The organism is Paenibacillus antibioticophila, from assembly GCF_000455265.1.
Lineage (GTDB): Bacteria > Bacillota > Bacilli > Paenibacillales > Paenibacillaceae > Fontibacillus > Fontibacillus antibioticophila.
In genome coordinates this window covers 36266-62161 of sequence record NZ_HG005143.1, presented here as the reverse complement: position 1 = coordinate 62161, position 25896 = coordinate 36266, and the positions used below count along the sequence as shown (strand labels likewise).

At 48.7% G+C, this 25896-nt stretch carries 29 protein-coding genes; 18 read left to right on the top strand and 11 right to left on the bottom strand.

Annotated features, from left to right (window positions below; translation table 11 throughout):
* Window positions 1-688: 688 nt before the first annotated feature.
* Window positions 689-2638 carry a heavy metal translocating P-type ATPase gene (locus tag TX85_RS23115; protein WP_044482265.1) on the top strand — a complete coding sequence of 650 codons (1950 nt, stop codon included), beginning with the start codon at window positions 689-691 and terminating at the stop codon, window positions 2636-2638.
* Between the two features lie 193 nt (window positions 2639-2831).
* Window positions 2832-3791 (top strand): thioredoxin-disulfide reductase, encoded by a 960-nt coding sequence (gene trxB, locus TX85_RS23110; RefSeq protein WP_044482264.1) that lies wholly within the window; start codon window positions 2832-2834, stop codon window positions 3789-3791.
* Between the two features lie 81 nt (window positions 3792-3872).
* Here the strand turns inward: trxB and TX85_RS23105 are convergent, their stop codons facing one another.
* Window positions 3873-4070 carry a membrane protein gene (locus TX85_RS23105; protein ID WP_044482263.1) on the bottom strand — a complete coding sequence of 66 codons (198 nt, stop codon included), beginning with the start codon at window positions 4068-4070 and terminating at the stop codon, window positions 3873-3875.
* Window positions 4071-4338: 268 nt separating this feature from the next.
* On the opposite strand from TX85_RS23105, the gene TX85_RS23100 reads away from it, so the two are divergent.
* The 6 genes from TX85_RS23100 (at window position 4339) to TX85_RS26915 (ending at window position 9129) form a co-directional block, all read left to right on the top strand.
* A complete protein-coding gene (locus TX85_RS23100; RefSeq protein ID WP_044482262.1) occupies window positions 4339-5466 on the top strand; it encodes a transglutaminase domain-containing protein in 1128 nt (375 codons plus the stop codon).
* 108 nt (window positions 5467-5574) lie between these two features.
* Window positions 5575-6291, top strand: coding sequence for a response regulator transcription factor (locus TX85_RS23095; protein WP_044482261.1), 717 nt, complete (start codon window positions 5575-5577; stop codon window positions 6289-6291).
* A 1-nt stretch (window position 6292) separates the two neighbouring features.
* The gene (locus TX85_RS23090) at window positions 6293-7243 is read left to right on the top strand and encodes a sensor histidine kinase (RefSeq protein WP_044482260.1); all 951 of its coding nucleotides are present in this window, start codon (window positions 6293-6295) and stop codon (window positions 7241-7243) included.
* A gap of 83 nt (window positions 7244-7326) precedes the next feature.
* A complete protein-coding gene (locus TX85_RS23085) occupies window positions 7327-8250 on the top strand; it encodes an ABC transporter ATP-binding protein (protein ID WP_044482258.1) in 924 nt (307 codons plus the stop codon).
* On the top strand, window positions 8228-8935 hold the full coding sequence (locus TX85_RS23080) for an ABC transporter permease (protein WP_316244904.1): 708 nt from the start codon (window positions 8228-8230) through the stop codon (window positions 8933-8935). Before TX85_RS23085 ends, TX85_RS23080 begins: the two co-directional genes overlap by 23 nt.
* Window positions 8936-8955: 20 nt before the next feature.
* Window positions 8956-9129 carry a hypothetical protein gene (locus TX85_RS26915; protein WP_158297370.1) on the top strand — a complete coding sequence of 58 codons (174 nt, stop codon included), beginning with the start codon at window positions 8956-8958 and terminating at the stop codon, window positions 9127-9129.
* Between the two features lie 128 nt (window positions 9130-9257).
* On the opposite strand, the gene TX85_RS23075 is transcribed toward TX85_RS26915, so the two are convergent.
* Window positions 9258-10388, bottom strand: coding sequence for a virulence factor (locus tag TX85_RS23075; protein WP_044482256.1), 1131 nt, complete (start codon window positions 10386-10388; stop codon window positions 9258-9260).
* Window positions 10389-10886: 498 nt separating this feature from the next.
* Between TX85_RS23075 and TX85_RS23070 the strand changes: the two genes are divergently transcribed.
* The 4 genes from TX85_RS23070 (at window position 10887) to TX85_RS23060 (ending at window position 14417) form a co-directional block, all read left to right on the top strand.
* Window positions 10887-12236, top strand: a complete 1350-nt coding sequence (locus TX85_RS23070; RefSeq protein ID WP_044482254.1) for a cytochrome ubiquinol oxidase subunit I — start codon at window positions 10887-10889, stop codon at window positions 12234-12236.
* Entirely contained in the window at window positions 12233-13264 is a 1032-nt protein-coding gene (locus TX85_RS23065; RefSeq protein ID WP_044482253.1) for a cytochrome d ubiquinol oxidase subunit II, read from the top strand. Before TX85_RS23070 ends, TX85_RS23065 begins: the two co-directional genes overlap by 4 nt.
* 7 nt (window positions 13265-13271) lie before the next feature.
* Window positions 13272-13382 (top strand): cytochrome bd oxidase small subunit CydS, encoded by a 111-nt coding sequence (cydS, locus tag TX85_RS28265; protein WP_392391862.1) that lies wholly within the window; start codon window positions 13272-13274, stop codon window positions 13380-13382.
* 105 nt (window positions 13383-13487) lie between these two features.
* Complete coding sequence (locus tag TX85_RS23060; RefSeq protein ID WP_044482252.1) at window positions 13488-14417, top strand: MBL fold metallo-hydrolase; 930 nt, start codon at window positions 13488-13490, stop codon at window positions 14415-14417.
* Here TX85_RS23060 and TX85_RS27100 read toward each other — a convergent pair.
* Both TX85_RS27100 and TX85_RS27095 read right to left on the bottom strand, forming a co-directional pair.
* A complete protein-coding gene (locus TX85_RS27100; protein ID WP_199558855.1) occupies window positions 14412-14594 on the bottom strand; it encodes a hypothetical protein in 183 nt (60 codons plus the stop codon). The two genes, TX85_RS23060 and TX85_RS27100, sit on opposite strands and share 6 nt — an antisense overlap.
* Window positions 14595-14813: 219 nt before the next feature.
* The gene (locus TX85_RS27095) at window positions 14814-15104 is read right to left on the bottom strand and encodes a hypothetical protein (RefSeq protein ID WP_222860725.1); all 291 of its coding nucleotides are present in this window, start codon (window positions 15102-15104) and stop codon (window positions 14814-14816) included.
* A gap of 245 nt (window positions 15105-15349) precedes the next feature.
* Here TX85_RS27095 and TX85_RS23050 point away from each other — a divergent pair, with 245 nt between their 5' ends.
* A complete protein-coding gene (locus tag TX85_RS23050; protein ID WP_044482250.1) occupies window positions 15350-15538 on the top strand; it encodes a hypothetical protein in 189 nt (62 codons plus the stop codon).
* A gap of 111 nt (window positions 15539-15649) precedes the next feature.
* On the opposite strand, the gene TX85_RS23045 is transcribed toward TX85_RS23050, so the two are convergent.
* The 3 genes from TX85_RS23045 to TX85_RS28105 all read right to left on the bottom strand — a co-directional run bounded on the left by TX85_RS23045 (window position 15650) and on the right by TX85_RS28105 (window position 16812).
* Window positions 15650-16159, bottom strand: a complete 510-nt coding sequence (locus TX85_RS23045) for a hypothetical protein (protein WP_044482249.1) — start codon at window positions 16157-16159, stop codon at window positions 15650-15652.
* Between the two features lie 304 nt (window positions 16160-16463).
* On the bottom strand, window positions 16464-16616 hold the full coding sequence (locus TX85_RS28260; protein WP_392391861.1) for a hypothetical protein: 153 nt from the start codon (window positions 16614-16616) through the stop codon (window positions 16464-16466).
* Window positions 16588-16812: a helix-turn-helix domain-containing protein gene (locus TX85_RS28105; protein WP_044482248.1), complete on the bottom strand. Its 225-nt coding sequence runs from the start codon at window positions 16810-16812 to the stop codon at window positions 16588-16590. The genes TX85_RS28260 and TX85_RS28105 overlap by 29 nt, the downstream gene beginning before the upstream one ends.
* A gap of 886 nt (window positions 16813-17698) precedes the next feature.
* Here TX85_RS28105 and TX85_RS23030 point away from each other — a divergent pair.
* Window positions 17699-19324: an ABC-F family ATP-binding cassette domain-containing protein gene (locus TX85_RS23030; RefSeq protein ID WP_044482246.1), complete on the top strand. Its 1626-nt coding sequence runs from the start codon at window positions 17699-17701 to the stop codon at window positions 19322-19324.
* 164 nt (window positions 19325-19488) lie between these two features.
* Here TX85_RS23030 and TX85_RS23025 read toward each other — a convergent pair whose 3' ends face one another.
* Window positions 19489-19689 (bottom strand): hypothetical protein, encoded by a 201-nt coding sequence (locus TX85_RS23025; protein WP_101781221.1) that lies wholly within the window; start codon window positions 19687-19689, stop codon window positions 19489-19491.
* A gap of 141 nt (window positions 19690-19830) precedes the next feature.
* Here TX85_RS23025 and TX85_RS23020 point away from each other — a divergent pair, with 141 nt between their 5' ends.
* Entirely contained in the window at window positions 19831-20706 is an 876-nt protein-coding gene (locus TX85_RS23020) for a cation diffusion facilitator family transporter (RefSeq protein WP_044482244.1), read from the top strand.
* Between the two features lie 75 nt (window positions 20707-20781).
* Here TX85_RS23020 and TX85_RS23015 read toward each other — a convergent pair whose 3' ends face one another.
* A complete protein-coding gene (locus TX85_RS23015) occupies window positions 20782-22776 on the bottom strand; it encodes a methyl-accepting chemotaxis protein (RefSeq protein ID WP_044482243.1) in 1995 nt (664 codons plus the stop codon).
* Window positions 22777-23058: 282 nt separating this feature from the next.
* Here TX85_RS23015 and TX85_RS23010 point away from each other — a divergent pair, with 282 nt between their 5' ends.
* On the top strand, window positions 23059-24054 hold the full coding sequence (locus TX85_RS23010) for a C40 family peptidase (RefSeq protein ID WP_044482242.1): 996 nt from the start codon (window positions 23059-23061) through the stop codon (window positions 24052-24054).
* Between the two features lie 100 nt (window positions 24055-24154).
* Here the strand turns inward: TX85_RS23010 and TX85_RS23005 are convergent, their stop codons facing one another.
* Window positions 24155-24481, bottom strand: a complete 327-nt coding sequence (locus TX85_RS23005) for a hypothetical protein (RefSeq protein ID WP_044482241.1) — start codon at window positions 24479-24481, stop codon at window positions 24155-24157.
* Between the two features lie 113 nt (window positions 24482-24594).
* On the opposite strand from TX85_RS23005, the gene TX85_RS23000 reads away from it, so the two are divergent.
* Window positions 24595-25167, top strand: coding sequence for a hypothetical protein (locus TX85_RS23000; RefSeq protein ID WP_044482240.1), 573 nt, complete (start codon window positions 24595-24597; stop codon window positions 25165-25167).
* 86 nt (window positions 25168-25253) lie between these two features.
* On the opposite strand, the gene TX85_RS26115 is transcribed toward TX85_RS23000, so the two are convergent.
* Complete coding sequence (locus tag TX85_RS26115; protein WP_044482239.1) at window positions 25254-25418, bottom strand: DUF1328 domain-containing protein; 165 nt, start codon at window positions 25416-25418, stop codon at window positions 25254-25256.
* A gap of 228 nt (window positions 25419-25646) precedes the next feature.
* On the opposite strand from TX85_RS26115, the gene TX85_RS22990 reads away from it, so the two are divergent.
* A partial coding sequence (locus tag TX85_RS22990) for a DUF948 domain-containing protein (RefSeq protein ID WP_044482461.1) occupies window positions 25647-25896 on the top strand: 250 nt, incomplete at its 3' end.

The following is a 25896-nucleotide window of genomic DNA, read 5'->3' as shown; positions in this document are numbered from 1 at the left end:
GAGCTAAGCGGCCTTCTCTCGCTTGATTCCTTGGTTTCCTTTTGCGTCCAAGACAAATGAGGATCGAGGGATCCACCCGATCTCCAAGCTTACTGGTTTTGGCAAGCCTCGAAGTTTTAGTGACATTCTGCATTAAAATCGCCTCACTCTACTCCATGCCAGCAATTTTAATGCCTTTTGGCAGTTATTTCGCCGCACGAGCACCCATGCCAGGAATTTTAATGCCTTTCGGCACTTGTTTCGCCGCATGAACCCCCACGCCAGGAATTTTAATGCCTTTCGGCATTTATTTTTGACGCATGGGCCCCCACACCAGCAATTTAATGCCCTTCGGCATTTATTTCGCCGCATGAATGCCCACGCCAGGAATTTTAATGCCTTTCAGCACTTAGTTCGCCGCCCGCCAATCATTTTAGTGCTTTTTGACACTTGTTTCGCAACGCACGGCGTAATCTCACTTTTTTTCATTTATTTCTATTTGATGGTTTACATTGCAGGGACTTAGGAATACAATAAAATTAAATTAAAAGTTTCCCGCACGCAATTTTATTGGATTAATACAAAAATGATTATCATTCTCAATAACATGCTGCTCCGGAGTTTCCGGGGCGGCATGTGCCATTTTTAGGGGGTTAACAATGGTATTCATTATCAATTAGCCAGAGGGAACAACGAGGAGGAGATTACAATGGAAGCAAAAGCATATCTAAAGCCGAAGGAAGCAACGGCAAAAACTTCAGGAAATCCTGATCCCGGGGGCAAGCATCGGAGATCGTTCACCCGGCTGCTGCGTCATCGGGAAATGATGATGGCGCTGGGCAGCGGAGTTATGATGCTGATCGGATGGATAGCGGGGCAGTGGGCTCTCCCGGGATGGTTCTCAACCGGCATGTACATTGCTGCTTATGGGCTGGGCGGATTTACGAAAGCGCGAGACGGTGTCGCGACATTGTTGCGCGAGAAGGACTTGGACGTGAATCTGCTGATGATTGCCGCTGCTGCCGGAGCAGCCGCGATCGGTTATTGGAATGAAGGAGCGATGTTGATCTTTATCTTTGCCCTAAGCGGTGCCTTGGAATCCTATGCCAGTGAACAGAGTAAAAAAGACATCTCGGCGCTTGCGGCGCTTCGTCCGGAGGTGGCTGTAAAAATCGAGGATGGAGTAAGGAGAGAGGTCCGGGTCGAGGAATTGGAGGTTGGAGATCTGTTGCTGATCAGACCCGATGAAGTGATTCCTGCAGACGGTGTGATTCAAAACGGGGATTCCTATGTCAACCAGGCCTCTATTACCGGCGAGTCCGTTCCCGTCCGCAAGGGAAGAGGGGATGAGGTCTATGCCGGAACGCTCAATGAGGATGGCGCGCTTTATGTCACCGTCGGATCACCGGCCGAAGGGACTCTTTTTGCCAAAATCATCAGGCTGGTTGAACAAGCGGAAAAGGAAACCCCAAAGACGCAGCAGTTTATTAAGCGGCTTGAAGGAACCTATGCTAAAACCGTACTTGCGGTTACAGCAGCTCTGCTGCTGTTGTCACCAGTATTATTGGGATGGCCCTGGGAGCAGAGCTTCTATAAATCCATGGTGTTCCTGGTGGTAGCTTCGCCATGTGCTCTGGTCTCCTCCGTGATGCCGGTCATGCTGTCGGCCATGTCCAGAAGCGCGCGCCGGGGCGTGCTGTTCAAGGCGGCTGCTTCAATGGATCGGCTGGCAGGGATCAAGGTGGCCGCTTTTGATAAGACGGGGACGCTGACCTTGGGCAATCCGGTTGTCACGGAGATGATCACCTTGGAGGGATGGGATCGGACCGAGGTATTGGCTGCTGCCGCTGCGATAGAGCAATGGTCAAGGCATCCGCTGGCCCGCGCCGTCCTTGCGGAGGCCAAGAAGGAAAATCTGGAGCTGCCGGCGGCGGAAGATATCCAACAGCTTCCGGGGCGGGGGATTCAGGCCAGAATCGGCGGAAGAACATGGATCATCGAAAAAGCAAATGAGCAGGATTTGCTGTTCCCGGATCAGCTGAGGGGAGTAATCCAGGGTCTGACAGAGCAAGGAAATACGGTATCCACTATTAGCTGTAATGGGAGCTATGCAGCTATTCTTGGAATCCGGGATGAAATCAGGCCGGAAGCAAGGGAAGCCATTTCGAGGCTGCATCGGTTGGGGATCAAGACAATCATGCTGACCGGGGATCGGAAAGTAACGGCGGACTTCATCGCGGCTGCAGCAGGAATCGATGAGGTGTATGGTGATCTGCTTCCCGAGGAGAAACTGGAGCGGGTCAAAGAGCTGGGACAGCGGATCGGCCAGGTGGCCATGATCGGTGACGGCGTTAATGATGCTCCTGCACTGGCGACGGCTTCGGTCGGAATTGCAATGGGTGAAGGAGGCAGCGGTGCCGCACTTGATGTTGCAGATATCGTGCTTATGAACGGCAAGCTCGACAAGCTTGCGGATACGATGGAGCTGGCAGCAAGAGCCCGCAGAGTCGTTATGCAGAACCTGATTTTTGCCGGGTCCGTGATTTTGCTGCTTGTTACCAGTAACTTCATTCAGGACATTCCGCTCCCGCTCGGCGTCATCGGACATGAAGGAAGTACCATCCTGGTGATCTTGAACGGATTACGCTTACTGCGGTAACCGGGGTGTATAACCGCAGTTCATCATTCCTTCATGCAAACTTCACCGAACCTTACAGCCGGAATTGTTGACACTACAGAAGACAGTCCACATAATTAATCTTATAATGAAAGCTTAAAAAGTCAGCTTTTCAGCTAATTTTATTCTATTCATGGGTATATGAGCGTATTTCGCTTCTGAGGAGGAATTTATCATGTATAAATCCATTATTATCGGGACCGGGCCTGCGGGTCTGACTGCCGCCATCTATCTGGCACGCGCCAATATGAATCCGCTGGTGATTGAAGGACCGCAGCCTGGCGGGCAGCTTACAACCACTACAGAGGTTGAGAATTTTCCGGGATTCCCGGACGGAATTATGGGTCCGGAGTTAATGGACAATATGCGGAAGCAAGCTGAACGGTTTGGTGCGGAGTTCCGCACAGGCTGGGTCAATCAGGTGGATTTGAGCCGCCGTCCATTTAAGCTGCAAGTGGAAGGGATCGGCGAATTGCTCGCAGAGAGTCTCGTGCTCTCGACAGGTGCTACAGCCAAGTACCTTGGCATTCCTGGCGAACAGGAAAATGTAGGGCGGGGCGTGAGTACCTGTGCGACCTGTGACGGCTTCTTCTTCCGGAACAAAGAGATTATTGTCGTGGGCGGGGGAGACTCCGCATTGGAGGAAGCCGGCTTCCTGACGCGCTTTGCTTCCAAGGTAACGCTGGTACACCGCCGGGATGAGCTGCGGGGCTCGAAGATTATGCAGGACCGGGTACGTCGAAATGAAAAAGTGGAATGGGCGCTGAATCGCACTCCACTGGAGGTTGTGGTGAATGAGAACGGTGTAGTGACTGGGCTCAAGGTTCGCAATAATGCTACTGACGAAGAAGAATTCATTTCCGCATCCGGCGTTTTTGTCGCGATTGGCCATCATCCGAATACAGCCTTTTTAGAAGGTCAGATTGGGACTGACGAGAATGGATATATTCTGGTTACGCCAGGCACTTCGCAGACCAATATTCCAGGAGTGTTCGCATGCGGCGATGTGCAGGATACCCGCTACAAGCAGGCGATTACTGCAGCAGGCAGCGGATGCATGGCAGCGCTGGATTGCGAGAAATTTCTGGAGAGCCAGGAGCATCAAGCTGTAGCTCAGAATAGCATGATGGGGTAAAATAAAGGCCGCACTCAAGAGGTGGAATTTTCCGATTCTTGAGTGCGGCCCTGTTTATGCCGAATTCATCGAGTCTGTAACTTACACGAGCAAGCCGACGATCAGTTGAAACATAAAGTATCCGATCACGCCGCTGCCGATCAGGCTTAGTCCAACCTTTTTCTTTCCTTGAAATAATCGTAGAATTCCCAGGCTGACTAAAGGTGCGATAATCAAGAGAAAGAACATCACGGCGATAAATAATTCGATGGAAATATCCGAAAGGTCAACAATCGTCATGGCAGTAACCGCTCCCCAACTTTGAAAATGAATTAAGCAATGACATATATCACAGTATCGAACTGTTTTTTTATTATACCAAACCTGATTTCATTTTTGGATGCCCAAGCTTGAAAAATAAGTCAATTTGACGTCAGTTTTATTTGCGGAGGCTGAAACACAGAAACCTTCACAAAGCGAGTCCTCCTGACAAAACTAGAAGAACTTTGCGGTTAATCCTGTGCTACAATAAAAAAGATAGCGGAATTTTCCAAGGGAGGAAGCGAGCATGAGACAAGGACGAGGCCACTTCTGGATTTCAGCGGGAATTGCAGGAACAGTGCTCCTTTGCAGTATTCCGGCCAATTGGAACAATGTTACCGTGTTAGCGGCAGCAAAGCAGGCTTATGTGACCACAACTCAAGGCATTCAGCAGGAGTTCGTCACGGGCATGATGGCCCGTCAAACCTCGATCAGCTTCAAATACAAGGGCTCCACCAAATCAATGGGGAGTCTGCTCCAGACTGCGATGAATGCAGCCCTGGAAAGCGACCCTTATACGAAATATGTAGTGGAGCGTTATAACTACTCCTGGGAAGGAACCAAGAACGGAATTGTGAATATCACGTTAAAGGTGACTTATCGGGAAAATGCGGCCCAGAGCAATTATGTGAACAAACGCGCCGCAGAAATTCTCAAGCAAATTCTGGTTGCCGGAATGAATGAGCATGAGAAAGTGAAGGCAATACATGATTATGTCGTTCAAAATATGAAATATGACACTCAAATGAAAAAATATACGGCTTATGAGGCCGTCTATTCCGGCGAAGCGGTCTGTCAGGGCTATGCCCTTCTTACCTACAGGCTGCTGGAGCAAGCCGGAATGAAGAATTTAATTGTGGAAGGAATGGCCGGAGGCCAGCGGCATGCCTGGAACCTTGTTCAGATCAATGGAGCATGGTACCACCTGGACACGACGTGGGATGATCCGATCGGATCGCTTCCCGATGACATCAGCTATAAGTATTACCTGCTCAATGATCAGCAGATCGGGAAGGATCATAGCTGGAGTGTCCGTGTGCCCGCAGCTTCAACGCTGTATCGGGATGCATTGAAGGTGTTGGAATCCAAAGGGGATAACCGGGCAGCCTTCTATCGACAGCTTCAAGTAGAGTTGGGGTATGACTTGTATAAGCCGGAGAACGTGATCACTTCCAAGGCTCAGCTTAAAAATGCAGTGGGGGCAAAGCTCAAGGAGGGCGGCATGAATATCACGATTCGTTATGCCGGAACCCTGGAGCAATTGCTTGAGGACCTGCCGGAGCTGTATCAGTTCCCCATCGAACGGATCACGTATATGTCCGAGCCGTTTGAGGATACGGGTGACCTGAAGGTATGGATTTCCTGGGAGCTTTGATTCGAAGGAAACAAGTAAAAGTCAGAGGGTGTTCCTTAGTCAGTGACTTTGGGGACACCTCTTTTTCATATAGGAGAACGTTTATTTATATAGAAGAGGGAGAATCTCATGGCTTATAAAGTGCTATTGGTTGAGGATGATACACAAATCGTGGAAATGCTCCAGGGTTATTTAGAAAAAGAAGGCTATGACGTTACGGCTGCGCTGAATGGGGTGGATGGGCTCATCCGATTTGGACAGGATCATTTTGATCTGGTTATCGTGGATATTATGATGCCGCAACTCGACGGGATTGAGGTCATTAAACAAATAAGGAATCAAAGCGCTGTCCCCGTTATCATCATGTCTGCCAAGGACGGCGATGTGGACAAGGCGATTGGACTCGGCTTCGGGGCGGATGATTACATTGCGAAGCCCTTCTCCCTGATTGAAGTATCGGCCCGGATAAAGGCGATGATCCGCAGGGCTACCATGTATTCCAATCCAGAGACCTCGGTCCTCCAAGACCAGGCCCCTGAATTTAAGGTTTTGAATTTCGGTGACTTATGTATAGATTTAGATAATTACTCAGCCAGGAAGGACGAGATGGATCTCAAGCTGACGGCTAAAGAATTTGAAATTCTCAAGCTGTTTGCCACTAACCCTAACCGTGTGTTTACGAAAGCACAGATTTACAGATGGATATGGAACGATGAATATTATGGCGATGAGAATGTCATAAACGTACATATCCGCCGGCTGCGCGAGAAGATAGAGGACGAGCCCTCTAACCCCCGCTATATAAAAACCTTGTGGGGCATCGGCTATAAATGGGATGGTCAATAACATGGTGATTGCTCTAGTTATTCTTGTTGTCCTTGTTGTTGTCCTGGCGGTCATCGCTGCGGTTCAATTTTATGCCTATCGGGTGAGAAGCGCTAACCTGAAGCACATTCAGAATCAACTGAACAACATCATCACGGAAGGGACTAACGAGAAGCTGCTCGTGTTTACATCGGATCAAGCCTTGATTCCTGTTCTGATCGAAATGAACCGGCTGCTGGAGCATAATCAGCAGAGAGCCGCAGATTTTATGAAGATGGAGCAAGCGATGCGCAAAATGATCTCCAACATTTCTCATGATTTAAAGACTCCCCTCACGGTGGTGCTTGGCTATCTGGAGACGCTTGATCTGCACCCGGACATCAGCGAGGAGGAACGGAAGGCGCTGCAGGGCAAAGTGTACGCCAAGGCCAACGAGGTTCTGGAGCTGATTCACAAATTTTTTGATCTGGCCAGACTGGAGTCCGGAGATAAGCGGATTGAGCTTTCGCCCGTCGACATCAATGAAGTGTCCCGAAAAAACATATTAGCCTTTTACGACACCCTGACGGCCAAGGGATTTGAGGTGTTGATCGAAATTCCGGACAACCCGCTTCTCGTATGGGGAAATGAGGAGGCGCTGGAGCGGATTCTGAATAATCTAATCTCCAATGCCATCCAGCATGGCGGGGAAGGAAAAACGCTTGGTTTAACCTTGCGGGCCGATGATGATTTTGTGTATATGGAGGTTTGGGACCGGGGTAAGGGAATTAGCGAGCTGTATCAGGAACGGGTGTTTGAACGAATGTATACCCTCGAGGACTCACGCAATAAATTTTTTCAAGGCAGCGGTCTGGGACTGACCATTACCAAAAGGCTGGTGGAGGCGCAAGAAGGCGTTATACGCATCCACAGCAAGCCCTATGACCAAACGGTCTTCACCGTCCAGCTAAAACGCCTCTCCTTTTCAAAGTAAGAAATTCGTAAGGAACGAGTAAGAAAAAAGGAAAGACCAATCCTTAGAATAAATCTTGCAGGGAATAAAGGAGGGATCCAAGGATGACTTATACGGTAAGAACGAAACAGCTTACCCGTGCTTATAACGGCAAGGAGGCCGTTTCCAATGTAAATCTGAACATCAGGCAGGGGGAAATCTACGGGCTGCTCGGCCCTAACGGAGCGGGAAAAACAACCGTCATGAAAATGCTCACCAATCTGGTCAAACCGACAGCAGGGGAGATTGAAATTTTCGGGAAAAAGCTGACTCCTCATTCATACCACCTGTTAGGGCGAATGGGTACGATCATTGAAAACCCGATTTTTTACGAAAGATTAACAGCCCGTGAGAATTTGGAGCTTCACTGTGAATACATGGGCTATTACAACAAACAGTCGATTGCTGAAGCGCTTGAGCTGGTGAGTCTGAAGGGAGTTGAAGGGAAGCCTGTTAAGGATTTTTCGCTGGGGATGAAGCAGCGCCTTAACATCGCAAGGGCTATTTTGACTAAGCCGGAGTTGCTTATTCTGGACGAACCCATTAATGGCCTCGATCCGGTGGGGATCAAGGAATTTCGGGATTTATTCAAAATGCTGTGCAAGCAGTATGGAATCACGATTCTTATTTCCACTCATATTCTTGCCGAGATTGAACTGATCGCGGATACGATTGCGGTGATGAATGAAGGGAAGCTGCTTCAGGAGGTTTCCATGGAGCATATCGCTCAGCAGACTGCGGAATATATCGAACTCACTACCCCTTCAACCCAGAAAGCCGCTTATGTGCTGGAGAACTATTTGAACCTCACGAATATCCGGATAACCGGAGAGGCCGAGCTTCGTATTTATGATTGCCCCATTCCTCAAAGTGAACTAATGAAGGGCTTGGTGCTGCATGAGGTAGAGCTTGAGGCTGTCCATCAGAAAAAAGGGTCGCTGGAGGATTATTTCCTTTCGATCCTGAATGGAGGTGGCACTATTGCTTAAGCTTATGAAACTGGAAATGCGTAAATTTCGCATAAGCTCGTATATTTACGCTGCTTTGCTTGCGACTGCCGTTATTTTTATCCTGATGTGCACCTTCAGCTTGAATGCGGAAATGAGAGAAGTTTTCCCCATAATGAACTATGAAAATTTGTTCACTATTCTAGATGTGCTCGTCCGGGGGACCTATATCGTATTCGCTGCCGTACTTCTCGCCAGGATTGTAATAGAAGAGTATCGGAGCAAATCTATTAACGTTCTGTTTATGTACCCTATTAACCGGAAAAAGCTTATTGCCGCCAAGCTGCTGGTTATCATCGTGTTTGTATTTTTGGCCTATATTCTGACAAATCTGGCGGTGGGCATAAGCATCTATATATTGAACCAGTTCATCTCAATCATCCCGGAGCCGCTGACCTTATCGATGGTGTTCAAAACGTTGACAAAGATCGTCATGAGTGCGTTGGCGACCAGCTTTTTAAGCCTGATCCCCTTGTATGTTGGCATGCGCAAGCATTCGGTGTCAGCAACCATTGTTTCGTCGTTCCTGGTCGCTGCGATTGTCTGCCAGACCGTTGAGGGCTTCAACCTCTTTTCTATTGTCGCCGTCCCGGTGAGTATGGCGCTGCTCGGTGCGGCTGTCGCTTACTTTTCCATTCGTAATGTTGAACGTGACGACGTACTTTAATCTCGTGGGGAGGAAATGAGATGCTGAATACCATACTGAAATGGCTGCTGATTTTATGTACCGCTTCTCTCCTGGTGAACGGACTGCTTTTTGCAGGCACAGGCAACCGCACGCTGCTCGTTAACATTGCAGGTAATGCCGGCCTGGGAGTCGTATTGGCTTTGTACCTGGGAATCATCAGAAAAAAGCAGTAGGCTTGCCTTTCCGGCAAAGAGCATAGAGAGCTGCTGTTACGTTTAGGCAAAAAGATGCAGAAAGACCGCAGGCCCTGTGAGGGATCTGCGGTCTTTTATATAGCATAGAAGTTTACTGTATCTGTGGTTTATTTGCGCTTGGCCATCTGCTGCCAGACCGTTCCCGCCGCCTCTTCTCCAGATTGAATTCGTTCGACCGCCATTCTGGCCTGGAGCCCGACCTCGAATTCAACGTCATCGACGGCTTCAATGAGCGCGTCCAGCGCGTCGTCGGTTCCCACCTCATAGAGGAAGCGCGCTGCCCGCCAACGCACTAGCTTGCTGCTGTCCTTCAGCGCAGCGATCATCGCCGGTGTCACCGATGGATCGCCGATGTCGGACAGCGTATCGCCTGCCGTGCGCCGAACGGCAGGCGAGCGGTCGCGGAGCGCCTCGCACAGCAGCTCCACCGCCTCCGGCGACTTCAGGTCGCCTAGGTACACGACCGCGAGGCGCCGGATCTGAAGCTGCGGATCGCGCAGCGCTTCCGCCAGCAAGGGCAGTGCCTCGGGGCCCGGCTGCTGGAGCGCCTCGAGCCCCGCGTAGCGCACATGCCAGTCCGCGTGCTCCATCATCCCGCGGACCTCCGCAAGCCCGAGCGTGCGGCGCTGCTCGACGAATTCCGCCTCGCTGCGCCCGTGAGCGATGGCTTGCGTCTTAATCGTCTCCAGCCGCTCCGGCGGATAAGCGGCCTCCAATTCCTGCTCGACCTCGCGGGCGATCTCGGCCGGCTCTCCATAGCGGACGCCGTAATCCGTCAGCTTCCGCTCCTTGATGAGCGTGGCGCTTGCCACCTCGGTCACCGCCGAGACGAAGCGCTCGCCGAGACTGATTCGCTCCTCGTGCTGCCCGGACTTGACGCGGATCTGCATCGGGATGCCGCGGAAGAACTGCACCAGCACCTCGGATTCGCCGTAGCCGGCCGCTTCGGCCGCCTCAGGGTCCCAAGCGGAAGAGATACCCTCCTGGCCGAACTGGCGCTCAACCTCAGCAAGAATGGCGGCCCAATCCGCCCCGCCTTTACGGTCAAGAGCGATAAAATCCGCCGTATGAAAGACGCTCTTTACTCCGGGAATGCGAAGCATGTCGGCAATCCATGAAGGAGCCGAACGAATGTTATCAGTCGTGTATGTTCTGCGGATCCCGGCCTCCAGCGTCTTATCCAGATGGAGCTTCATGGAGTTAGGGCTTGGGGTAGGTTCAATAAAGATAATTTTCATATCCGTGCAAAAGCTCCTTTCAAAAAAATACTTCAAATCTATTGTATCTTATGTTCTCGAGAAGCCCAAGTTCCTGTCTTATAAATGAGCAAAGGAATAAAAAGGAATCGAATTGACACACTAACTTGAGAGGTAGTTCAAAAAGTCGGCTTTTGATCACGAAGTGTTTCAGGTGGTTAATTCGACATCGAATCTTGCGTTCACCCTGGAAGTCCGGTACTCATGTAGGGTCTGCCTACACTCCGTTCCTCCTTCTTCGGGTTCTCGCAACCTTCTCGGTGCTAAAAAGCCGACTTATTGAACACGCATTTTAAGAGGTAGTTCAAAAAGTCAGCTTTTGATCACGAAGTGTTGGATAAAGAAAGGAGAGCGCATGTTCAAGAAGCAGGAAAAGACCTTAATCATCATCTGTCTTGTCATCGCTGTCATTATGCTGGTGGCATTTGTCCGAAGTACGCTTCGCTTCATGCAATATTATCCTTGAGGAGTGAAATTCCGATGCTATCGATGGATCCTGTTACCTTAAGCCGGATACTCACCGGGCTCACGTTATTTGTACATATTATCTTTGCCTCCATCGGCGTGGGAATCCCCCTGATGATCGCGTTGGCGGAATGGAGAGGGATCAGAACGAAGGATCCCCACTATACGCTGCTTGCCCGCCGCTGGGCAAGGGGCTTTGTCATCTCCGTTGCGGTCGGCGTTGTAACAGGCACGGCCATTGGCTTGCAGCTGAGCCTGCTCTGGCCTACCTTTATGCGGGTTGCCGGTCATGCGATTGCCTTGCCGCTATTCATGGAGACGTTCGCTTTTTTTATCGAAGCGATTTTTCTCGGGATGTATCTGTATACCTGGGACCGCTTCAAAAAGCCAATGCTTCATTTATTACTGCTCATCCCTGTGGCGATCGGCTCCTCGGCATCGGCATTCTTCATTACGAGTCTGAATGCATTTATGAATTCACCGCAAGGCTTCACTTTAAGGAACGGGGTCTTCACCGACGTGCAGCCGCTGGCAGCCATGTTCAACCCGGCCACCCCGACCAAGGTGTCTCATGTGTTAGCTTCATCCTATACGCTGAGCGCCGGGCTGTTGGCCGGCATTGCCGCTTACAGCATGCTGCGTGGGCGCAAGGAGGTTTATTTCAGAAAGGCGTTAAACCTGACCGTCATGGCCTCCTTTATCTTTGCTGCCAGCACGGCTATTATCGGAGATTTCTCCGGAAAATTTCTGGCGCATTATCAGCCTGAGAAGCTGGCGGCGGCTGAATGGCACTTTGAGACCATGACGCAGGCTCCGTTGATCTTTGGCGGTGTGCGGGATGAGAACGGTAACGTTCACTATGCCCTGAAGATTCCGTACGCTCTCAGTATTTTGGCCGGTAACTCGCCGAATACGAAGGTGATCGGTCTGGAGGAGTTCCCGGAGGATGAGCGCCCGCCATTGCTCATTCACTATATGTTTGATTTAAAGGTGACGATTGGCGTTGTCCTGCTTGCTATTCCGTTTTTATTTTTATTGCGAAGAAGATTTCGCGGGAAAAGTAAAGGCTATCCCCGTTGGCTGCTGCTGGGGGTGGTGGCGCTGGGCCCCTTAGCGATGGCGGCGATTGAGCTTGGCTGGATGTTTGCGGAGATCGGAAGACAGCCGTGGATCGTGCGAGGTTACATGAAAGTATCGGAAGCGGCAACCACCTCTACCAGTGTAGGTTATATGCTGATTTTGTTCGTGCTGCTGTATATTGTGCTGTGTGCTTCCTGCATTGCCGTGCTGGTCAAGCTGTTCAGAGGCAAAGACGTCAATGATGAGATGAAGCAGCTGGGGATCCCGGAAGGAGGACGGTCATGAGCTACGGAATCATAGGTATTACTGTTCTGTGGACGTTTCTGTTCGGCTATCTGATCGTGGCCTCGGTGGATTTCGGCGCGGGATTTTTCAGCTATTACAGCAAGATCACCGGGCACAATAATAAGGTGCATACGATTATTCAGCGTTACTTATCGCCGGTGTGGGAAGTGACGAATGTCTTCCTGATCTTCTTTGTCGTCGGGCTGATCGGCTTCTTTCCCGATTCGGCTTATTATTATGGAACGGCATTGCTGGTGCCGGGCAGTCTCGTCACGGTATTGCTTGCCTTGCGCGGTGCTTATTACGCCTATAACACGTACGGAAGCAGCAAGGAGGATAATATAACCTATATGGCGATTTACGGGGCGACGGGTCTCTTGATTCCGGCGGCTCTGTCTACCATCCTGGCGATATCCGAAGGCGGAATTATCCGGGAAGAGAACGGGAAGGTTGTACTCGATTGGGCCCGGTTCCTCACAAATCCGTATACATGGTCCGTCATTATTTTGGCGCTGGTGTCCGTATTGTACATTTCCGCGATGTTCCTTGCTTTCTACGCTCAAAAGGCGGGGGATGAAGGAGCATTTTCCGTGCTTCGCACATATGCTCTATCTTGGAGCGGACCGACCATTCTGGCCTGTCTGTTCGCATTCTTTCAGATCAACCGGCAGAACCCGGCCCATTTCAGCAACATGCTGGATATGGCCTGGATGTTCCTTGCTTCGCTGATTTGTTTTTTACTGGCGGTTTATTTTATATGGAAGAAGAAAAATCTCGGTTGGTCATTCCTGCTGGTCATCCTGCAGTTCGGGTTTGCCTGGTATGGCTATGGAAGATCGCATCTTCCCTATATCCTGTATGACCAGATCAGTACGGCGGACAGTATTACTAACGATGTGATGGCTGGCGCGCTGATTGCCGCATTTCTCGCCGGCTTGCTCGTGCTGATTCCATCGCTGATTTTAATGATGCGCCTGTTCCTGTTCGATGCTAAATATGTAAGCGGCAGTCCGCTGAAGAAAGGATGAGAAGCCGGTGGAGCACTTTATTATCATGATCGCTCCTGAATTGGTCATTGTAGCGGCGGTAGTGTTCTTGTTCGTATATGCGGCAAAATCGAAACCCCGGGCCGATGAGCTCGAATGAGAGAGGCCGTCCAGTACCACCGGAACCGAGATGTTGGAAAATTCGGTCGAGGTGCCCTACAATGAAAAAAGAGATAGAGCAGGGGCTGGAAGGAGGAATCTTTAAATGCCGAAGACGCGTTATACCAATCTGGACAATGTCAGTACGGATAAGACCTTGAAGCAATTCAGGCAATGGCGGGAGGAACGCCGCCGGAAGAAGAAGGACTATTCATACCTAATTCCCAATTCACCTCCGCAGCTCGACTATCTAAGCTCCAACCGCAGCGAGCTTGCGATTACATGGATCGGGCACTCCACTTTTCTGATCCAATTCGCCGGTCTAAATATCGTTACAGATCCGGTCTGGGCCATGCGAATGGGATTTCAGCGGAGATTGGGGATGCCGGGACTGCCGATCGGCGATGTCCCGGAGGTGGATGTCATTCTCATTTCACATTCGCACTACGACCATATGCATGTATCCTCCATCCGGAGATTATATCGCGAGAACACGCAACTGATCGTCCCGATCGGATTAGCCCGCAAGATGGCTCGCAAGGGCTTCCGGCGTGTCCGCGAGCTGAACTGGTGGGACAGCATGCAAATTGGCGACGCCAGAATTTCCTTTGTCCCGACCCAGCACTGGACGCGGAGAACGCCCTTCGATACGAACACCTCGCATTGGGGCGGGTTCGTGCTGGAGGATGCTTCAGGCTCGATGCGAAGCATCTATTTTGCCGGAGACAGCGGATATTTTCCCGGCTTCAAGCAGATCGGCGAACGCTTCGATATCTCGGTGGCCCTATTGCCGATCGGAGCGTATGAGCCGGAATGGTTCATGACCAGCCAGCACACGACCCCGGAGGAAGCCGTTCAGGCTTTTCTCGATGTGAAGGCGGAGCTGATGGTGCCTATGCATTACGGCACATTCCGGCTTGCCGATGATACCGCAAGGGAGGCGCTGGACCGGCTGGAGGCGGACCGGGCAAAGCGCGGGATTCCCGAGGAAGCGATCAAGGTGCTGCTGCACGGGGAGACATTGCGGCTCTTATAGCAGCCGCTTCTTGAATGTTACAGCAGCACCCGCGATCAGCAGCAGCAAGCAGACACAAGCTACGGCAAGGGCACTGTACATCTCTGATGGCCGGATTGCATTTGTGAGCAATGCCGTATTGTTGAGTGCAAGGATTAATGGATTGTATTTCTGTGCAAGCGGAGCTATATTTACCATCGCCAGCAGGGCTGACAGCGCCTGTAACGATCAAAGCTCCGTAGCTGCTTTTGACAAGTGTTGCCGCGAAAAGGAGCAAGGTCATCAGGAAAGCCCCGAACAACCATAGGCAAAACACGGATAATCCTAAATAAGGCGGATCGTCGTTCGGGAACAAATAAGCTGTATAACCCCATGTAACGATAAACGCTGTCGTATAGCTGACCGTCCACAGCAAGATCATGGCGGTAGCTTGGATAGAATGACGGCATGACGGGAAAGTCCTTTTGTCAGCATATTTATGAGTGTTCCCCGAGTCAACTCTGTGCCCAGTATGCCGCTGAACAGAATGACGATCAGGATAAGACCCATTTGGGAAGTGTTCTTGAAGAACTGTATCCAGGCGTCAAGGGCAGTAGGCTCAGCGATCGTCAGTGTCATTCCTTCCGGTAAAAAAGAGGATAGCAGCTCCGGCATCAACTTTGCGGTGAGCGGGCTGAGCATGCCAACAATGAAAAATACGGCGATCAATAGGAGCAACTTATATGTCCTAATACTCTCAAGCAGCTCTTTTTTCTGAATTCAAGGGCATAGCCGTCTTGGCGATGCTTCTCTTTTAGTTCGGACAATGTGCCGTTCAATGCCAGCTTACCACCATGCAGAATCACAAACTGACTCAAACTCATTAAATATTTAGTGTCATATAGATAGATTTTGGATCTTAATAGTGATATTGTGATAAAATAGTAAAAACACTTCGAACTAGGAGGTGAATTATGTTCCCGAAAAATCTTAATTCGATTGAGGAAGATATATCAAAGAAAAGATTAGAAGAAACGCAAAAGCAGTTACTAGAGAAACCTAGAAAAAGATTTTGGCAACTGAGTAGTACCTTGATAGCAGGAATTATAATCGTTGGTGCATTTATTTTATTTTTATGGATAATGCAAAAGATTAGGTATTAAAAGAAAAAACTTCGAATCCTTCTAAATAAAAGACGAGCCTTTAGAATAACTTCTAAGGCTCGCTTTTGTTTGGTCATTTATTGACCCTTTTATGGTAAATCTATCATTTCATTAAGGACTTAAGAAAATGTATCCAGGTAATGTTGACTCTGCGGAGAAATGAACATAATTAGGGTTTATAACAAATGCAGAAACACCACTTAATCCCGCTTGTGAAATTATAGCGTCCTCAGTTGCATAATAAACGAATGCATTACCAAAATGTGGATGTCCCCAAGCGAGAAACCGATCACCACAATCACATTTATACCATCCACCGCCATTTAATTCTTGAACAATGTTTCCATTTTGGTCACGGACACTGGCAAATCCTTGAGAAACCATTCTGTGGTGACTCCCGTATTTTGTACAATAAATTTCCGCGAAGGGGGTAATGAGATCTTGGTTATTAGCAGTTGATGTAAATGAATTAGTGAAGGAAGGCAGAAAGTTTAAGGTTGTAATTCTAGAGTGATCGTGGTGATGTTCTGCAGTTACTGCAACGTTATCGGCTGAAGCCATCGCAGTAGTTGGTAGTAGGAGAGCAGCGGTCAAAATGAGAGCAGATAGTTGCTTTTTCATCTTAAAAACCTCCTATTATTTGGTTTTAGTGTATCATATCCCCTTATTTATTATTGAATATGAAATATACATAGTCAATGTAAATATTATATTTTTTTACTTTTAATGGTTATAAAGATATATTTATATAATCCTAGGTTTATTCTATAGATATTGATAAAATAGCGTCATTAGGTTAAGACATTGAGAGAATATCACGAAAAAGAGCAGGTTATCTCTCGGATAACCTGCTCTTTTTTTGTGCAGAGTGCCAACTAAGGTGTATGTTCATATATTGTGTTTACAAATTATAATTGAATCATACTCAAAATGACTCTTTAAAAGATAGATACTCACGCAATGCAATTTCAACAACATCGACCATCTTCTTATTCTGCTTAGTAGCAAAAATTTTTGAATCTCTATGCAAGGCCGGATCTAATTCAAAGTTAGCTCTTCGAGTGAGAAGTCCCTCCATTTTTTGTATAACTGTATCTACAGTTTCCTGTATTTTGTGCTTGTAGTTGTTTTCTATTTAGCATCCTTTGTAATGCTTCTCTTTTATTGGACACGGAAGTTTTGGACACCCCGATAAATTGGGCCAGATCATCCTGTGTAATCCCTTTTTCCTTCCTTTTACTGACCAGTACATGCGCAATATTAATCTCTTTCATATGGATCACCGCCTTTATATTCAGTGTATAAGAATCTGTTGTGTAGCATAAGGGATTTGTAGTTGATTTCAGTTGAATAAATCAACTGGCAGGAAACATGGAGGCAGAGGAAGGCCGGTCCCTGCGGTATTCCCTGTCGGTACTCGCTGTTGGTACTCTCTGCGGTACACCTTGTCAGTACTCTCCTGTCAGTCCTTCCTGTCAGTGTTCACAATCGCAATCTACACAACCGCACAAATCGCTGCCGCGCGCTATAAGGAAGTTGTACGAAATTCCGTATAACTATGTATGCGAATATCTGCTAACAAAGCAATTTATACGAAATTTCGTATAAGTCGTAGCCCGGAAGCCTCTAGTTTGCACAATTTGTATGGAAAATCGTATAAAATCTCAATAATCCGCCCTTCTTCCGAGAACTTTATACGATTTTTCGTACAAACCTCCTCAATCAACTGGAGCGAGCACATCCGCCGCAATAATCGCACCACCACAACAACCGCAGCCACCGCAACACCACAACCACCACAACACAACCACAACCACAGCAACCACAACCACGAAAATACTACTGCGGCGAGAACTTCTGAATGTAAGTACACCCTGCTCCCCCACAAAACCCGCAATCCCAGCACTCCGAGCTCCAGGCGAGACTCCAGCACTCCGAGCCCAAGACTCCGGCACATGAGCCCCGAGACTCCAGCACTCCGAGCCCAAGACTCTAGCACTCAAGCCCGAGTACCCCAGCGCTCCAGCCCCCGCCATCTCTGGGGACAAAGACCGCGGCTCGTACAGCCCCCAATATCCGAGAAGGCTCAACTTCCCGGGAAATATGTGTTATAATACGGAGTCAGTAGTGTGATAACTCATAAAGGATGGGATTATTTCAATGATCAGTACGAGTGGTGTGACGCTCCGCTATGGAAAACGGGCACTTTTTGAAGATGTGAATATAAAGTTTACGCCAGGAAATTGCTACGGTTTAATTGGGGCGAACGGGGCGGGGAAGTCAACGTTCCTGAAGATTCTCGCCGGAGAAATTGAGCCGAATCAGGGTGAAGTAAGCATGACGCCGGGCGAACGCATGGCCGTGCTCAAACAGAACCATTACGAATATGACGATTATGCGGTGCTGGAGACGGTCATTATGGGCCATAGCCGCCTGTACTCTATTATGAAAGAGAAGGATGCCTTGTATGCGAAGGCTGATTTCTCGGAAGAAGACGGGATGCGTGCCGGCGAGCTGGAGGGCGAATTTGCCGAGTTGAATGGCTGGGACGCTGAGCCTGATGCGGCTGCACTCCTGATCGGCCTCGGAATTCCGCGTGACCTGCATGATAAGAAAATGTCTGAGCTGAGCGGCAATGAGAAGGTTCGTGTCTTGCTGGCGCAAGCATTGTTCGGCCGCCCGAACAACCTGCTGCTTGACGAGCCTACCAACCATTTGGATTTGGAGTCTATTCAATGGCTGGAGAACTTCCTGATGGATTATGAAGGTACAGTTATTGTGGTATCCCATGACCGTCACTTCCTGAATAAAGTATGTACGCATATCGCCGATATCGACTTCGGCAAGATTCAAATGTATGTGGGCAACTACGACTTCTGGTATGAGTCCAGTCAACTTGCCCTGCAATTGCAGCGGGACGCGAACAAGAAGAAGGAAGAGAAGATCAAGGAGCTGCAGGCGTTCATTCAGCGCTTCTCCGCCAATGCTTCCAAGTCGAAGCAGGCGACCTCCCGGAAGAAACAACTGGATAAGATTACTTTGGAGGATCTCCGCCCTTCCAACCGTAAGTATCCGTTCCTGCACTTCAAGGCTGAGCGTGAAGCAGGTAAGCAATTGCTTACTCTGGACAACGTGAGCAAGACCGTAGAAGGCGAGAAGGTGCTGGATAATCTCAGCTTTGTCGTTAATAAAGGCGATAAAATCGCGTTTGTCGGCCCGAATTCTTTGCCGAAGACGACGTTGTTCCAGGTGCTCATGGGTGAGCTTGAGGCGGATGGCGGTGAATACAGCTGGGGGATTACTACCTCGCAGGCTTATTTCCCGAAGGATAACTCCAGCTACTTTGACGGCGTGGACATGAATCTGGTGGATTGGCTGCGTCAATATTCGAATGATCAGGATGAGACCTTCCTGCGCGGCTTTCTTGGCAGAATGCTATTCTCCGGTGAGGAAGCGCTCAAGAAGGCAAGCGTATTGTCCGGGGGCGAGAAGGTTCGGTGCATGCTCGCAAAAATGATGCTGAACGGCGCCAACGTGCTGCTGTTTGATGAGCCGACCAACCACCTGGATCTGGAATCGATCACGGCATTGAGTAACGGCTTGATCGATTTTGACGGTACGATTCTGTTTACGTCCCATGACCATCAGTTCATTCAGACGATTGCCAACCGGATTATCGAGATTACGCCGAACGGCATTATCGATAAGGTCATGACATACGACGAATATTTAGAGAGTGAAGAAATTCAAGAACTCCGCAAGAGCATGTATCCGGAGGAACAATAATAAATACACTACTTGAAATAAATGACCTTGGTTCGGTGTCACCCGAGCCAAGGTCATTCTATATACTAGGATTAGCGGATATTGATTGCAACTTAATTCAATTATAAATAACAAAAGCTGCTCCGCCGATCATTAGGCAGAAGCAGCTTCTTCATCTTTCCGGATTATGATCCTCCGGTCCGACGACGCTGATTGTTTGGTTTTTTGTTGTTCTGGGTTCTCAATGCCTTTGTCTGCAGGCTGCCGTTCATTCCCGGCTTGGAAGCATTCTTTTGCTGCTCTTTCTTTTGTTGCAGCTTTTGCCGCATGGCCTCGGCCAGGTCAATTTTACGCGGTTCGTTAGTGTTTTCAGACACAAAAATCATCTCCTCGTTGTTGAAAAGGGGCTTGCCCTTATCATATACGTTTTTAAAAGGGGTTACAACGGGAATAATGATTTGAGTTGAGTTTTTCCGTGGGATAGGGATCTAGCAACTGTCGCGATAGGCTTTGGAGGTGCGGGATGGATGGACATTTACGATGATATACGAAAAGGAGAGCGCGGCGCCTGGGTCAGTATCACGGCTTACCTGCTGCTATCCGCTTTTAAGCTGTTCAGCGGCTATTGGTTTGCATCAAGCGCGCTGCTTGCGGACGGGTTTAATAATTTGACGGATATCGTTGCCTCGGTAGCTGTACTTGTTGGCTTGAGAATATCCCAGAAGCCGCCCGATTCTAATCATGCCTACGGGCATCTCCGGGCTGAGACGATTGCCGCGCTGGTGGCTTCATTCATTATGGCCATGGTCGGCATCCAGGTAATCATTACTGCAGTGGAATCTTTATTTGCAGGCCAGAAGGGGACACCGGATGTTATATCTGCAGGAGTGGCCTTGGTCTGTGCGGCCGCTATGGGCGGTGTCTATTGGTATAACCGTAACTTAGCCAGGAGGATCAATAATCAGGCACTGATGGCAGCGGCCAAGGATAATTTGTCCGATGCGCTGGTCAGTGTCGGAGCTGCTGTCGGTATCATTGGTGCCCAATTCGGGCTGCCATGGCTTGATGGGGCGGCGGCTATTGCGGTCGGCATATTGATTTGCAAGACAGCCTGGGACATCTTCAGGGATGCCACGCATAACCTTACGGATGGGTTCGATGAGGGAGAGCTAAGCGACCTGAAAAGAATGATTGCCCGGACCGAAGGCGTGGAGAGCATTCGCGATCTGAAGGCGCGGGTTCATGGCAATCATGTACTGGTAGATGTTGTCATCGAGGTGGCTCCTGAACTGACAGTCATTCAAGGCCATGCGATTAGCGACCGGGTAGAAGAGCAGATGAGGAAAGTGAAGAATGTAATGCATGTGCATGTTCATGTCGAGCCAAGCTCAAATGGAATTTAATAGAATGAAGCCAAGAGGCCAACCCTTCCGGAAGATATCTTCCAGGGGTCGGCCTCTTGTGTTATCAATAAATTTCTAATATTTGAAAACCTGAATCTGCTGCTTCAGGGCGGTCATCATTTCATCGAGGGTTTTGAACGATTGTACGAAGCTATCCATAATTTCGTTCTGGCGCTCGGAGGCTTCAGATACGGCATGTGCATTTCCAGCAGACTCCTTCGCCGTACTAAACATATCTTCCACGGAAGCCGTAATTTCCTCGGAGCCGGCCGATAGCTGTTGTGTGGTGGCGGACACATCCTGCATTTGATTGGATACCTCGCGAATGGAGAGGCGGATATGCTGGAACCGTTCGCCTACCTGACGGATATGCTCGATTCCGCTGGCAATTTCTTCATTGTTGCGATCTGTCGCGTCTACGATGATAGAGGAGAAATTCTGAATTTCTTTAACGATCTCGGAAATACTCTCGATTGAATTGTTGGTTTGCTCGGCCAGCTTTTTCACTTCGCTGGCGACAATGGCAAACCCTCGTCCTTGCTCTCCGGCACGGGCCGCTTCAATGGAAGCATTCAGGGCCAGTAAGGAGGTCTGTCTTGAAATTTCAGAAATGACATCGACGATTTGACCGATTTGCTCGGAGTGCTCCTCCATTGTTTTGATTTTTGAAGCTGTCTCCATAGAGGATTGACCGATCTTATTCATCTGTGTGATTGCAGTCTGAAGTTCAGTGAAGCCACTTTCAACCTCGCTTGTTACATGCTCAGACTGTCCGGATACGCCGGATGCGGTTTCCGAAATGCGCTGAACACCCACGGACATTTCCTCCATAGCTCTGGAGGATTGCTCGGCACTTTGCAATTGAGTATTTGCGCTTGCCGCAACATCCTGGATGGAAGTTGCGATCTCGCTGGCAGCCTGTGCAGAGTGATTAGCCGATTGAAACAGCTCGGAGGAAGAAGCAGAGACCCGCCCGATCGTAGTGTTGATCTGCTGCACGATACCGGCCATGTTCGAAATCATCAGATTAATGCCTTCACTCATTTGTCCGATCTCGTCGCGCGACTTGACCTCAACATGCTGCTTCAAATCTCCTTCCGCAACGATGCGGACAATTTGCGAGATGCGCAAGATCGGTCTGACGATCCTGCGTGAGAAGAAGAGGGCAATGAAGGTAACAACAATGATGGAAGCTATGAGAATAATCGTAATAAGCTGATTGGCTTGGGTAAGCTTACCTGTGATTTCTTGTTCAGGTACAGTAATGATAAGCTTCCAATTGGTATTCGGAACAGTCCCAAAGTAACTGAGCAACGCCTTACCTTCCTCCTTGTAGCTCACCATGCCCTGTTCTTGTTCGAGGATGGTCTGGAACGCTTGGGCCTGCTCTGGTGTATCCTCGAATTCCGCAACATTTTTGCCGATTCGGCTCATATCGCTATGAGAGTAATATACACCATCACCAGAGATGAAGTAGGCATAGCCTGTCTCTCCCAGCTTGATCTTATTGCCCATATCCCCAAGGACTTTAGGGGTTACTGAGAAGGCTACCCCGCCCAGAAACTCCCCGTTTGCATCGGTGATCGGTACAATGAGAGGGATGATATGCAGATCAAGAGCCTCCAGATAGGACATATCGGCCACGGAGTAAGTTTTTGTTTCTTTGGCTTTCAAAAAATAATCTGCTGTACTCATATCAGAGCTCATGCCGAGCATATTTTGCAGCAGGCCGTTCTTATCGATCAGGCTGTATCCTTCAGACTGATTGTCGCTCTGATCTAGGATGTTCAGTATAGGGAATATCGTGTCTGAATCCATCGTCCGGAACTCTTCGTGCTGGGCAATCAAATCAGATACGGCTCCGACTTTGGTGCCGATCCATTCATCCACCCGTTCAAGATTGAATTCCAGTGCCTGGTTGGCGATTTGCTCATTGTCCTGCTGAAGAAGATTGCCGAAGTAAGTTGTAAAGAAATAGATTGAAGCCAGTAGTGGGAGAATCGAGATCGCCAGAAGAAGTGCCGTCCATTTTACATAAATCGAATTGAGTAAACTCTTTTTTCCTTTCATTCCTAACCCTCCAGAAACTAGTCATTATATGTAAGCTAATTCTTTTATCGGTTGAAAAATAATGATATTTACACAGTTATGTGAAAGTTTGTGGAACTTTCTCTTACTTTCACAAAATAGGTACATAGAACCAATTTTAAGGAATATTTTACTAGTCACAATATGATAAATGACCGATTTAGACACAATTCGACATGGACTATAATGGGAAGAGCGCCAAAGAAAGGAGGGAGGGCAAGGATCCACCTTTGACATCAAGAAGAACAACTGGAGGTATACCAAATGAAGAAGAGCATGTCGATACTGGTCATGGGAGCATTGATATTTACGTCATTACCTACGTGGCAGGGACAAGCCTATGCAGCAGAGGCTGCCGTCCAGAATGTACAGCAGGGCCAAATTATTAGCGGTGTAAATCTGCGCTCAAAGCCTTCACTATCCGGCTCAATCATCGGTTTTGTCGGCAAGGGATCTGTAGTGACGATTCTGGAGCAGAGCAACGATTATTTCTATAAAGTAAGAACCTCGGAAGGTACGACCGGATATCTCAGTGCGGCCGACAAGTACATAAGTGTGCAGAAGGCCGGGAGCAGCACAGCTGCAGGGGTTGTCATCTATGGAGTCAATTTGCGGGATAAGCCTTCAACTAGCGGGAAGGTTATCAAGATGCTTTCCAAGGGTACCAAGGTAACCATCGTGGATCAGAGCAACAGCTATTTTTATAAAGTAGAGACGGAGAATGGGCTGAAGGGATACGTCAGCACATCTTCCAAGTATCTGAAGATCAACGGCAAGGTGACATCGCCGACACCTTCTCCATCGCCAGGGACATTGGATAGTGCAAAGATTGAGCAAGTGATCCGGACGGGGCAGAAGTATCTCGGAACACCGTATGAATATGGATCGGATCGAAACACGACGGACACCTTCGACTGCTCTGACTTCGTAAGACAGGCCTACCGGGAGTCGATCGGCATTGTCCTGCCGGCGGATTCAAGAAAGCAAGGGGCATGGATTCGGGATAATGGGACCGCGGTGTATAGCATGGATAGTTTAAAGCGTGGTGACTTGGTATTCTTCATGAGCTACAAAGGCTCATCCGCTTCCAGCTATGCCGGGGTGAACCCGAATACCGAACGGATTACGCATGTGGGAATCTATCTCGGAAACGGTGAGATACTGCATACCTATTCCAATTCCTCAGGAGGAGTGCGGAAGGACAAGCTGACGGGTTCCTGGAAGCATCGTTTCCTGTATGGAGGAAGTGTGCTCAAGTAAGAACAACTCATTCCACAACAAAAATCGCTCTGCGGCAGGGATATCCTGATTCGTAGAGCGATCTTGTTTGAGTGCGGAAGTTCTGGTATTCTCTTATAAATTAGAAGTAGGATGGAATATAGCCGGGAACATTGATCCAGGCTTTACCGAGCCAAGTATAGATTTCAACCCAGTCTCCAAGAACTTCGCCAGTCGGATGAACGTCCTGCGGTGCAAGCGCGCTAATTGCCGACCCGCTGGGTGCATTGTAGAAATAAGTAATCTCTAGAAGGGTAATCGGATTTGGAGCAAAGAAGACATCCCCTGCTTCAATGATGGGTTCTTCCAGAACTGGAACTACTGGCTCCTCTAATGTAGCAGCGGAAGCGGATGTTCCGAGTGCAGCGGCCAGAATAAGGGATGCGGAAATGGCGGTAAACTTTTTCATAAAGCTTCTCCTCCTCTGAATCGGTTAGTAGTTACTAGTCTATTTATGTAATACACAGACAAGCAGCCAAAGAATCATTAAATTAAAAATATTTAGATAAGGGAGGACTACGATTGTCGAAAAGCAGGCTGTTCATCGGACTTTTTCTTCTTCTGCTGGTTGTGCTCATCACAAGCGTAATACTCTATATCCGGCCGACGGAGCAGCATACCTTGTCGTATACGAATATATCCTGGGAGGATAAGCTTCAAGGGATGGCAGAGACGAGACGTGCGGAGATCATTCTTACGGAACAGGAAGTGAATCAGCTGGCCAAGAAGGAGCTGGTTGAATATCTGGCGGCACATACACTCCCAGTGGAAGTGACCGGAGCGGATTTTCGGCTCTACGGGAATCAGATCACTTCCGAGCTGAATGTGACCCGGGGATTTCTTGATGCGGCAGTCTCAGCCAGCTTTAGATTGAACTACAGTTCGGGACAGCTTGAACTTTATCCGGAATCGTTGGCTGTAAAAGGCATCTCCTTGCCTCCTGAGACTTTAGGACTTGAACCGGTAGCGATTGATCTTCAGGAATATCTTCCTGATGTGGTCAAAGTACAAGAAATCGATTTTCTCGGCAAATCGATCAAGCTCAAGTTCTCGCTGGATTGGCTTGAGGTGGCCCGTTATCTTAAATTAATATGATTTACAATAGAAAGGCCTTGGTGCCGCATAAACGATATGCGTGTGCCAAGGCCTTTTTTTGAATTAAGAAGCGGGTGAAACAAATGTTACATCGATCGACGGCGCCCGGTAATCAAGGATATGACAAACAGAACGATAAAGACAAAGAATAGAACCTTAGCCACGGAAGCGGCAGCCGCTACAATATTGAAGAATCCGAAAATGCCAGCGATGAGTGCGATTACCAGAAAAATCAAAGCCCATCTCAACATGAGATCCATCTCCTTTTCATAATAAAATAAGGTATAGTGTGTATATAGGGGCGGCTGAATTATACATAGCCCCTCGAGCTTGTAGCTACCATTAACCCCTGCAAATTGGCTTGAAACAGACTGGAAAACCTTGGTATAACAAGGGGTGTGGGTTTGTTTCGGGCTTGCTGGGTCAGGGTAACTATCCATTAACGAAGGCAGAAACCGGACAGAAAGAGGGGAACTTGAATGATTTGGGAAATTAGTGTCGCAGTGATCGCGGTGGCTTTTGCCGTACTGGTGGTGTTCCTGGTCAAGACCTTAAAAGCGGCCGAAAATTCATTGGACAAAACAACACAGACCTTGCAAGAAGTTCAAAAGACTATCGATGAATTGAGTTATGAAGTGAAGAGCGTGGTCAGACAGGCCAATCAGATTATAGGCGATCTTCAACATAAGATGGAGCAAATCGATCCTGTACTGGAATCCGTGAAGAACG

Excerpts from the sequence above, each read along its gene's own strand:
- TX85_RS23005 (WP_044482241.1), bottom strand. The coding sequence starts at position 24,481 with ATGAAAAAGTTTACCGCCATTTCCGCATCCCTTATTCTGGCCGCTGCA.
- TX85_RS23095 (WP_044482261.1), top strand. The coding sequence starts at position 5,575 with ATGGCTTATAAAGTGCTATTGGTTGAGGATGATACACAAATCGTGGAA.
- TX85_RS23090 (WP_044482260.1), top strand. The coding sequence starts at position 6,293 with ATGGTGATTGCTCTAGTTATTCTTGTTGTCCTTGTTGTTGTCCTGGCG.
- TX85_RS23085 (WP_044482258.1), top strand. The coding sequence starts at position 7,327 with ATGACTTATACGGTAAGAACGAAACAGCTTACCCGTGCTTATAACGGC.
- TX85_RS23065 (WP_044482253.1), top strand. The coding sequence starts at position 12,233 with ATGAGCTACGGAATCATAGGTATTACTGTTCTGTGGACGTTTCTGTTC.
- TX85_RS23100 (WP_044482262.1), top strand. The coding sequence starts at position 4,339 with ATGAGACAAGGACGAGGCCACTTCTGGATTTCAGCGGGAATTGCAGGA.
- TX85_RS27100 (WP_199558855.1), bottom strand. The coding sequence starts at position 14,594 with ATGGTAAATATAGCTCCGCTTGCACAGAAATACAATCCATTAATCCTT.
- TX85_RS28260 (WP_392391861.1), bottom strand. The coding sequence starts at position 16,616 with ATGGAGGGACTTCTCACTCGAAGAGCTAACTTTGAATTAGATCCGGCC.
- TX85_RS23050 (WP_044482250.1), top strand. The coding sequence starts at position 15,350 with ATGTTCCCGAAAAATCTTAATTCGATTGAGGAAGATATATCAAAGAAA.
- TX85_RS23060 (WP_044482252.1), top strand. The coding sequence starts at position 13,488 with ATGCCGAAGACGCGTTATACCAATCTGGACAATGTCAGTACGGATAAG.
- TX85_RS23115 (WP_044482265.1), top strand. The coding sequence starts at position 689 with ATGGAAGCAAAAGCATATCTAAAGCCGAAGGAAGCAACGGCAAAAACT.
- TX85_RS23030 (WP_044482246.1), top strand. The coding sequence starts at position 17,699 with ATGATCAGTACGAGTGGTGTGACGCTCCGCTATGGAAAACGGGCACTT.
- TX85_RS23080 (WP_316244904.1), top strand. The coding sequence starts at position 8,228 with ATGGAGGTGGCACTATTGCTTAAGCTTATGAAACTGGAAATGCGTAAA.
- TX85_RS28105 (WP_044482248.1), bottom strand. The coding sequence starts at position 16,812 with ATGAAAGAGATTAATATTGCGCATGTACTGGTCAGTAAAAGGAAGGAA.
- TX85_RS23015 (WP_044482243.1), bottom strand. The coding sequence starts at position 22,776 with ATGAAAGGAAAAAAGAGTTTACTCAATTCGATTTATGTAAAATGGACG.
- TX85_RS23025 (WP_101781221.1), bottom strand. The coding sequence starts at position 19,689 with ATGATTTTTGTGTCTGAAAACACTAACGAACCGCGTAAAATTGACCTG.
- TX85_RS26115 (WP_044482239.1), bottom strand. The coding sequence starts at position 25,418 with ATGTTGAGATGGGCTTTGATTTTTCTGGTAATCGCACTCATCGCTGGC.
- TX85_RS23105 (WP_044482263.1), bottom strand. The coding sequence starts at position 4,070 with ATGACGATTGTTGACCTTTCGGATATTTCCATCGAATTATTTATCGCC.
- TX85_RS26915 (WP_158297370.1), top strand. The coding sequence starts at position 8,956 with ATGCTGAATACCATACTGAAATGGCTGCTGATTTTATGTACCGCTTCT.
- TX85_RS23010 (WP_044482242.1), top strand. The coding sequence starts at position 23,059 with ATGAAGAAGAGCATGTCGATACTGGTCATGGGAGCATTGATATTTACG.
- trxB (WP_044482264.1), top strand. The coding sequence starts at position 2,832 with ATGTATAAATCCATTATTATCGGGACCGGGCCTGCGGGTCTGACTGCC.
- TX85_RS23020 (WP_044482244.1), top strand. The coding sequence starts at position 19,831 with ATGGACATTTACGATGATATACGAAAAGGAGAGCGCGGCGCCTGGGTC.
- TX85_RS23045 (WP_044482249.1), bottom strand. The coding sequence starts at position 16,159 with ATGAAAAAGCAACTATCTGCTCTCATTTTGACCGCTGCTCTCCTACTA.
- TX85_RS23070 (WP_044482254.1), top strand. The coding sequence starts at position 10,887 with ATGCTATCGATGGATCCTGTTACCTTAAGCCGGATACTCACCGGGCTC.
- TX85_RS23075 (WP_044482256.1), bottom strand. The coding sequence starts at position 10,388 with ATGAAAATTATCTTTATTGAACCTACCCCAAGCCCTAACTCCATGAAG.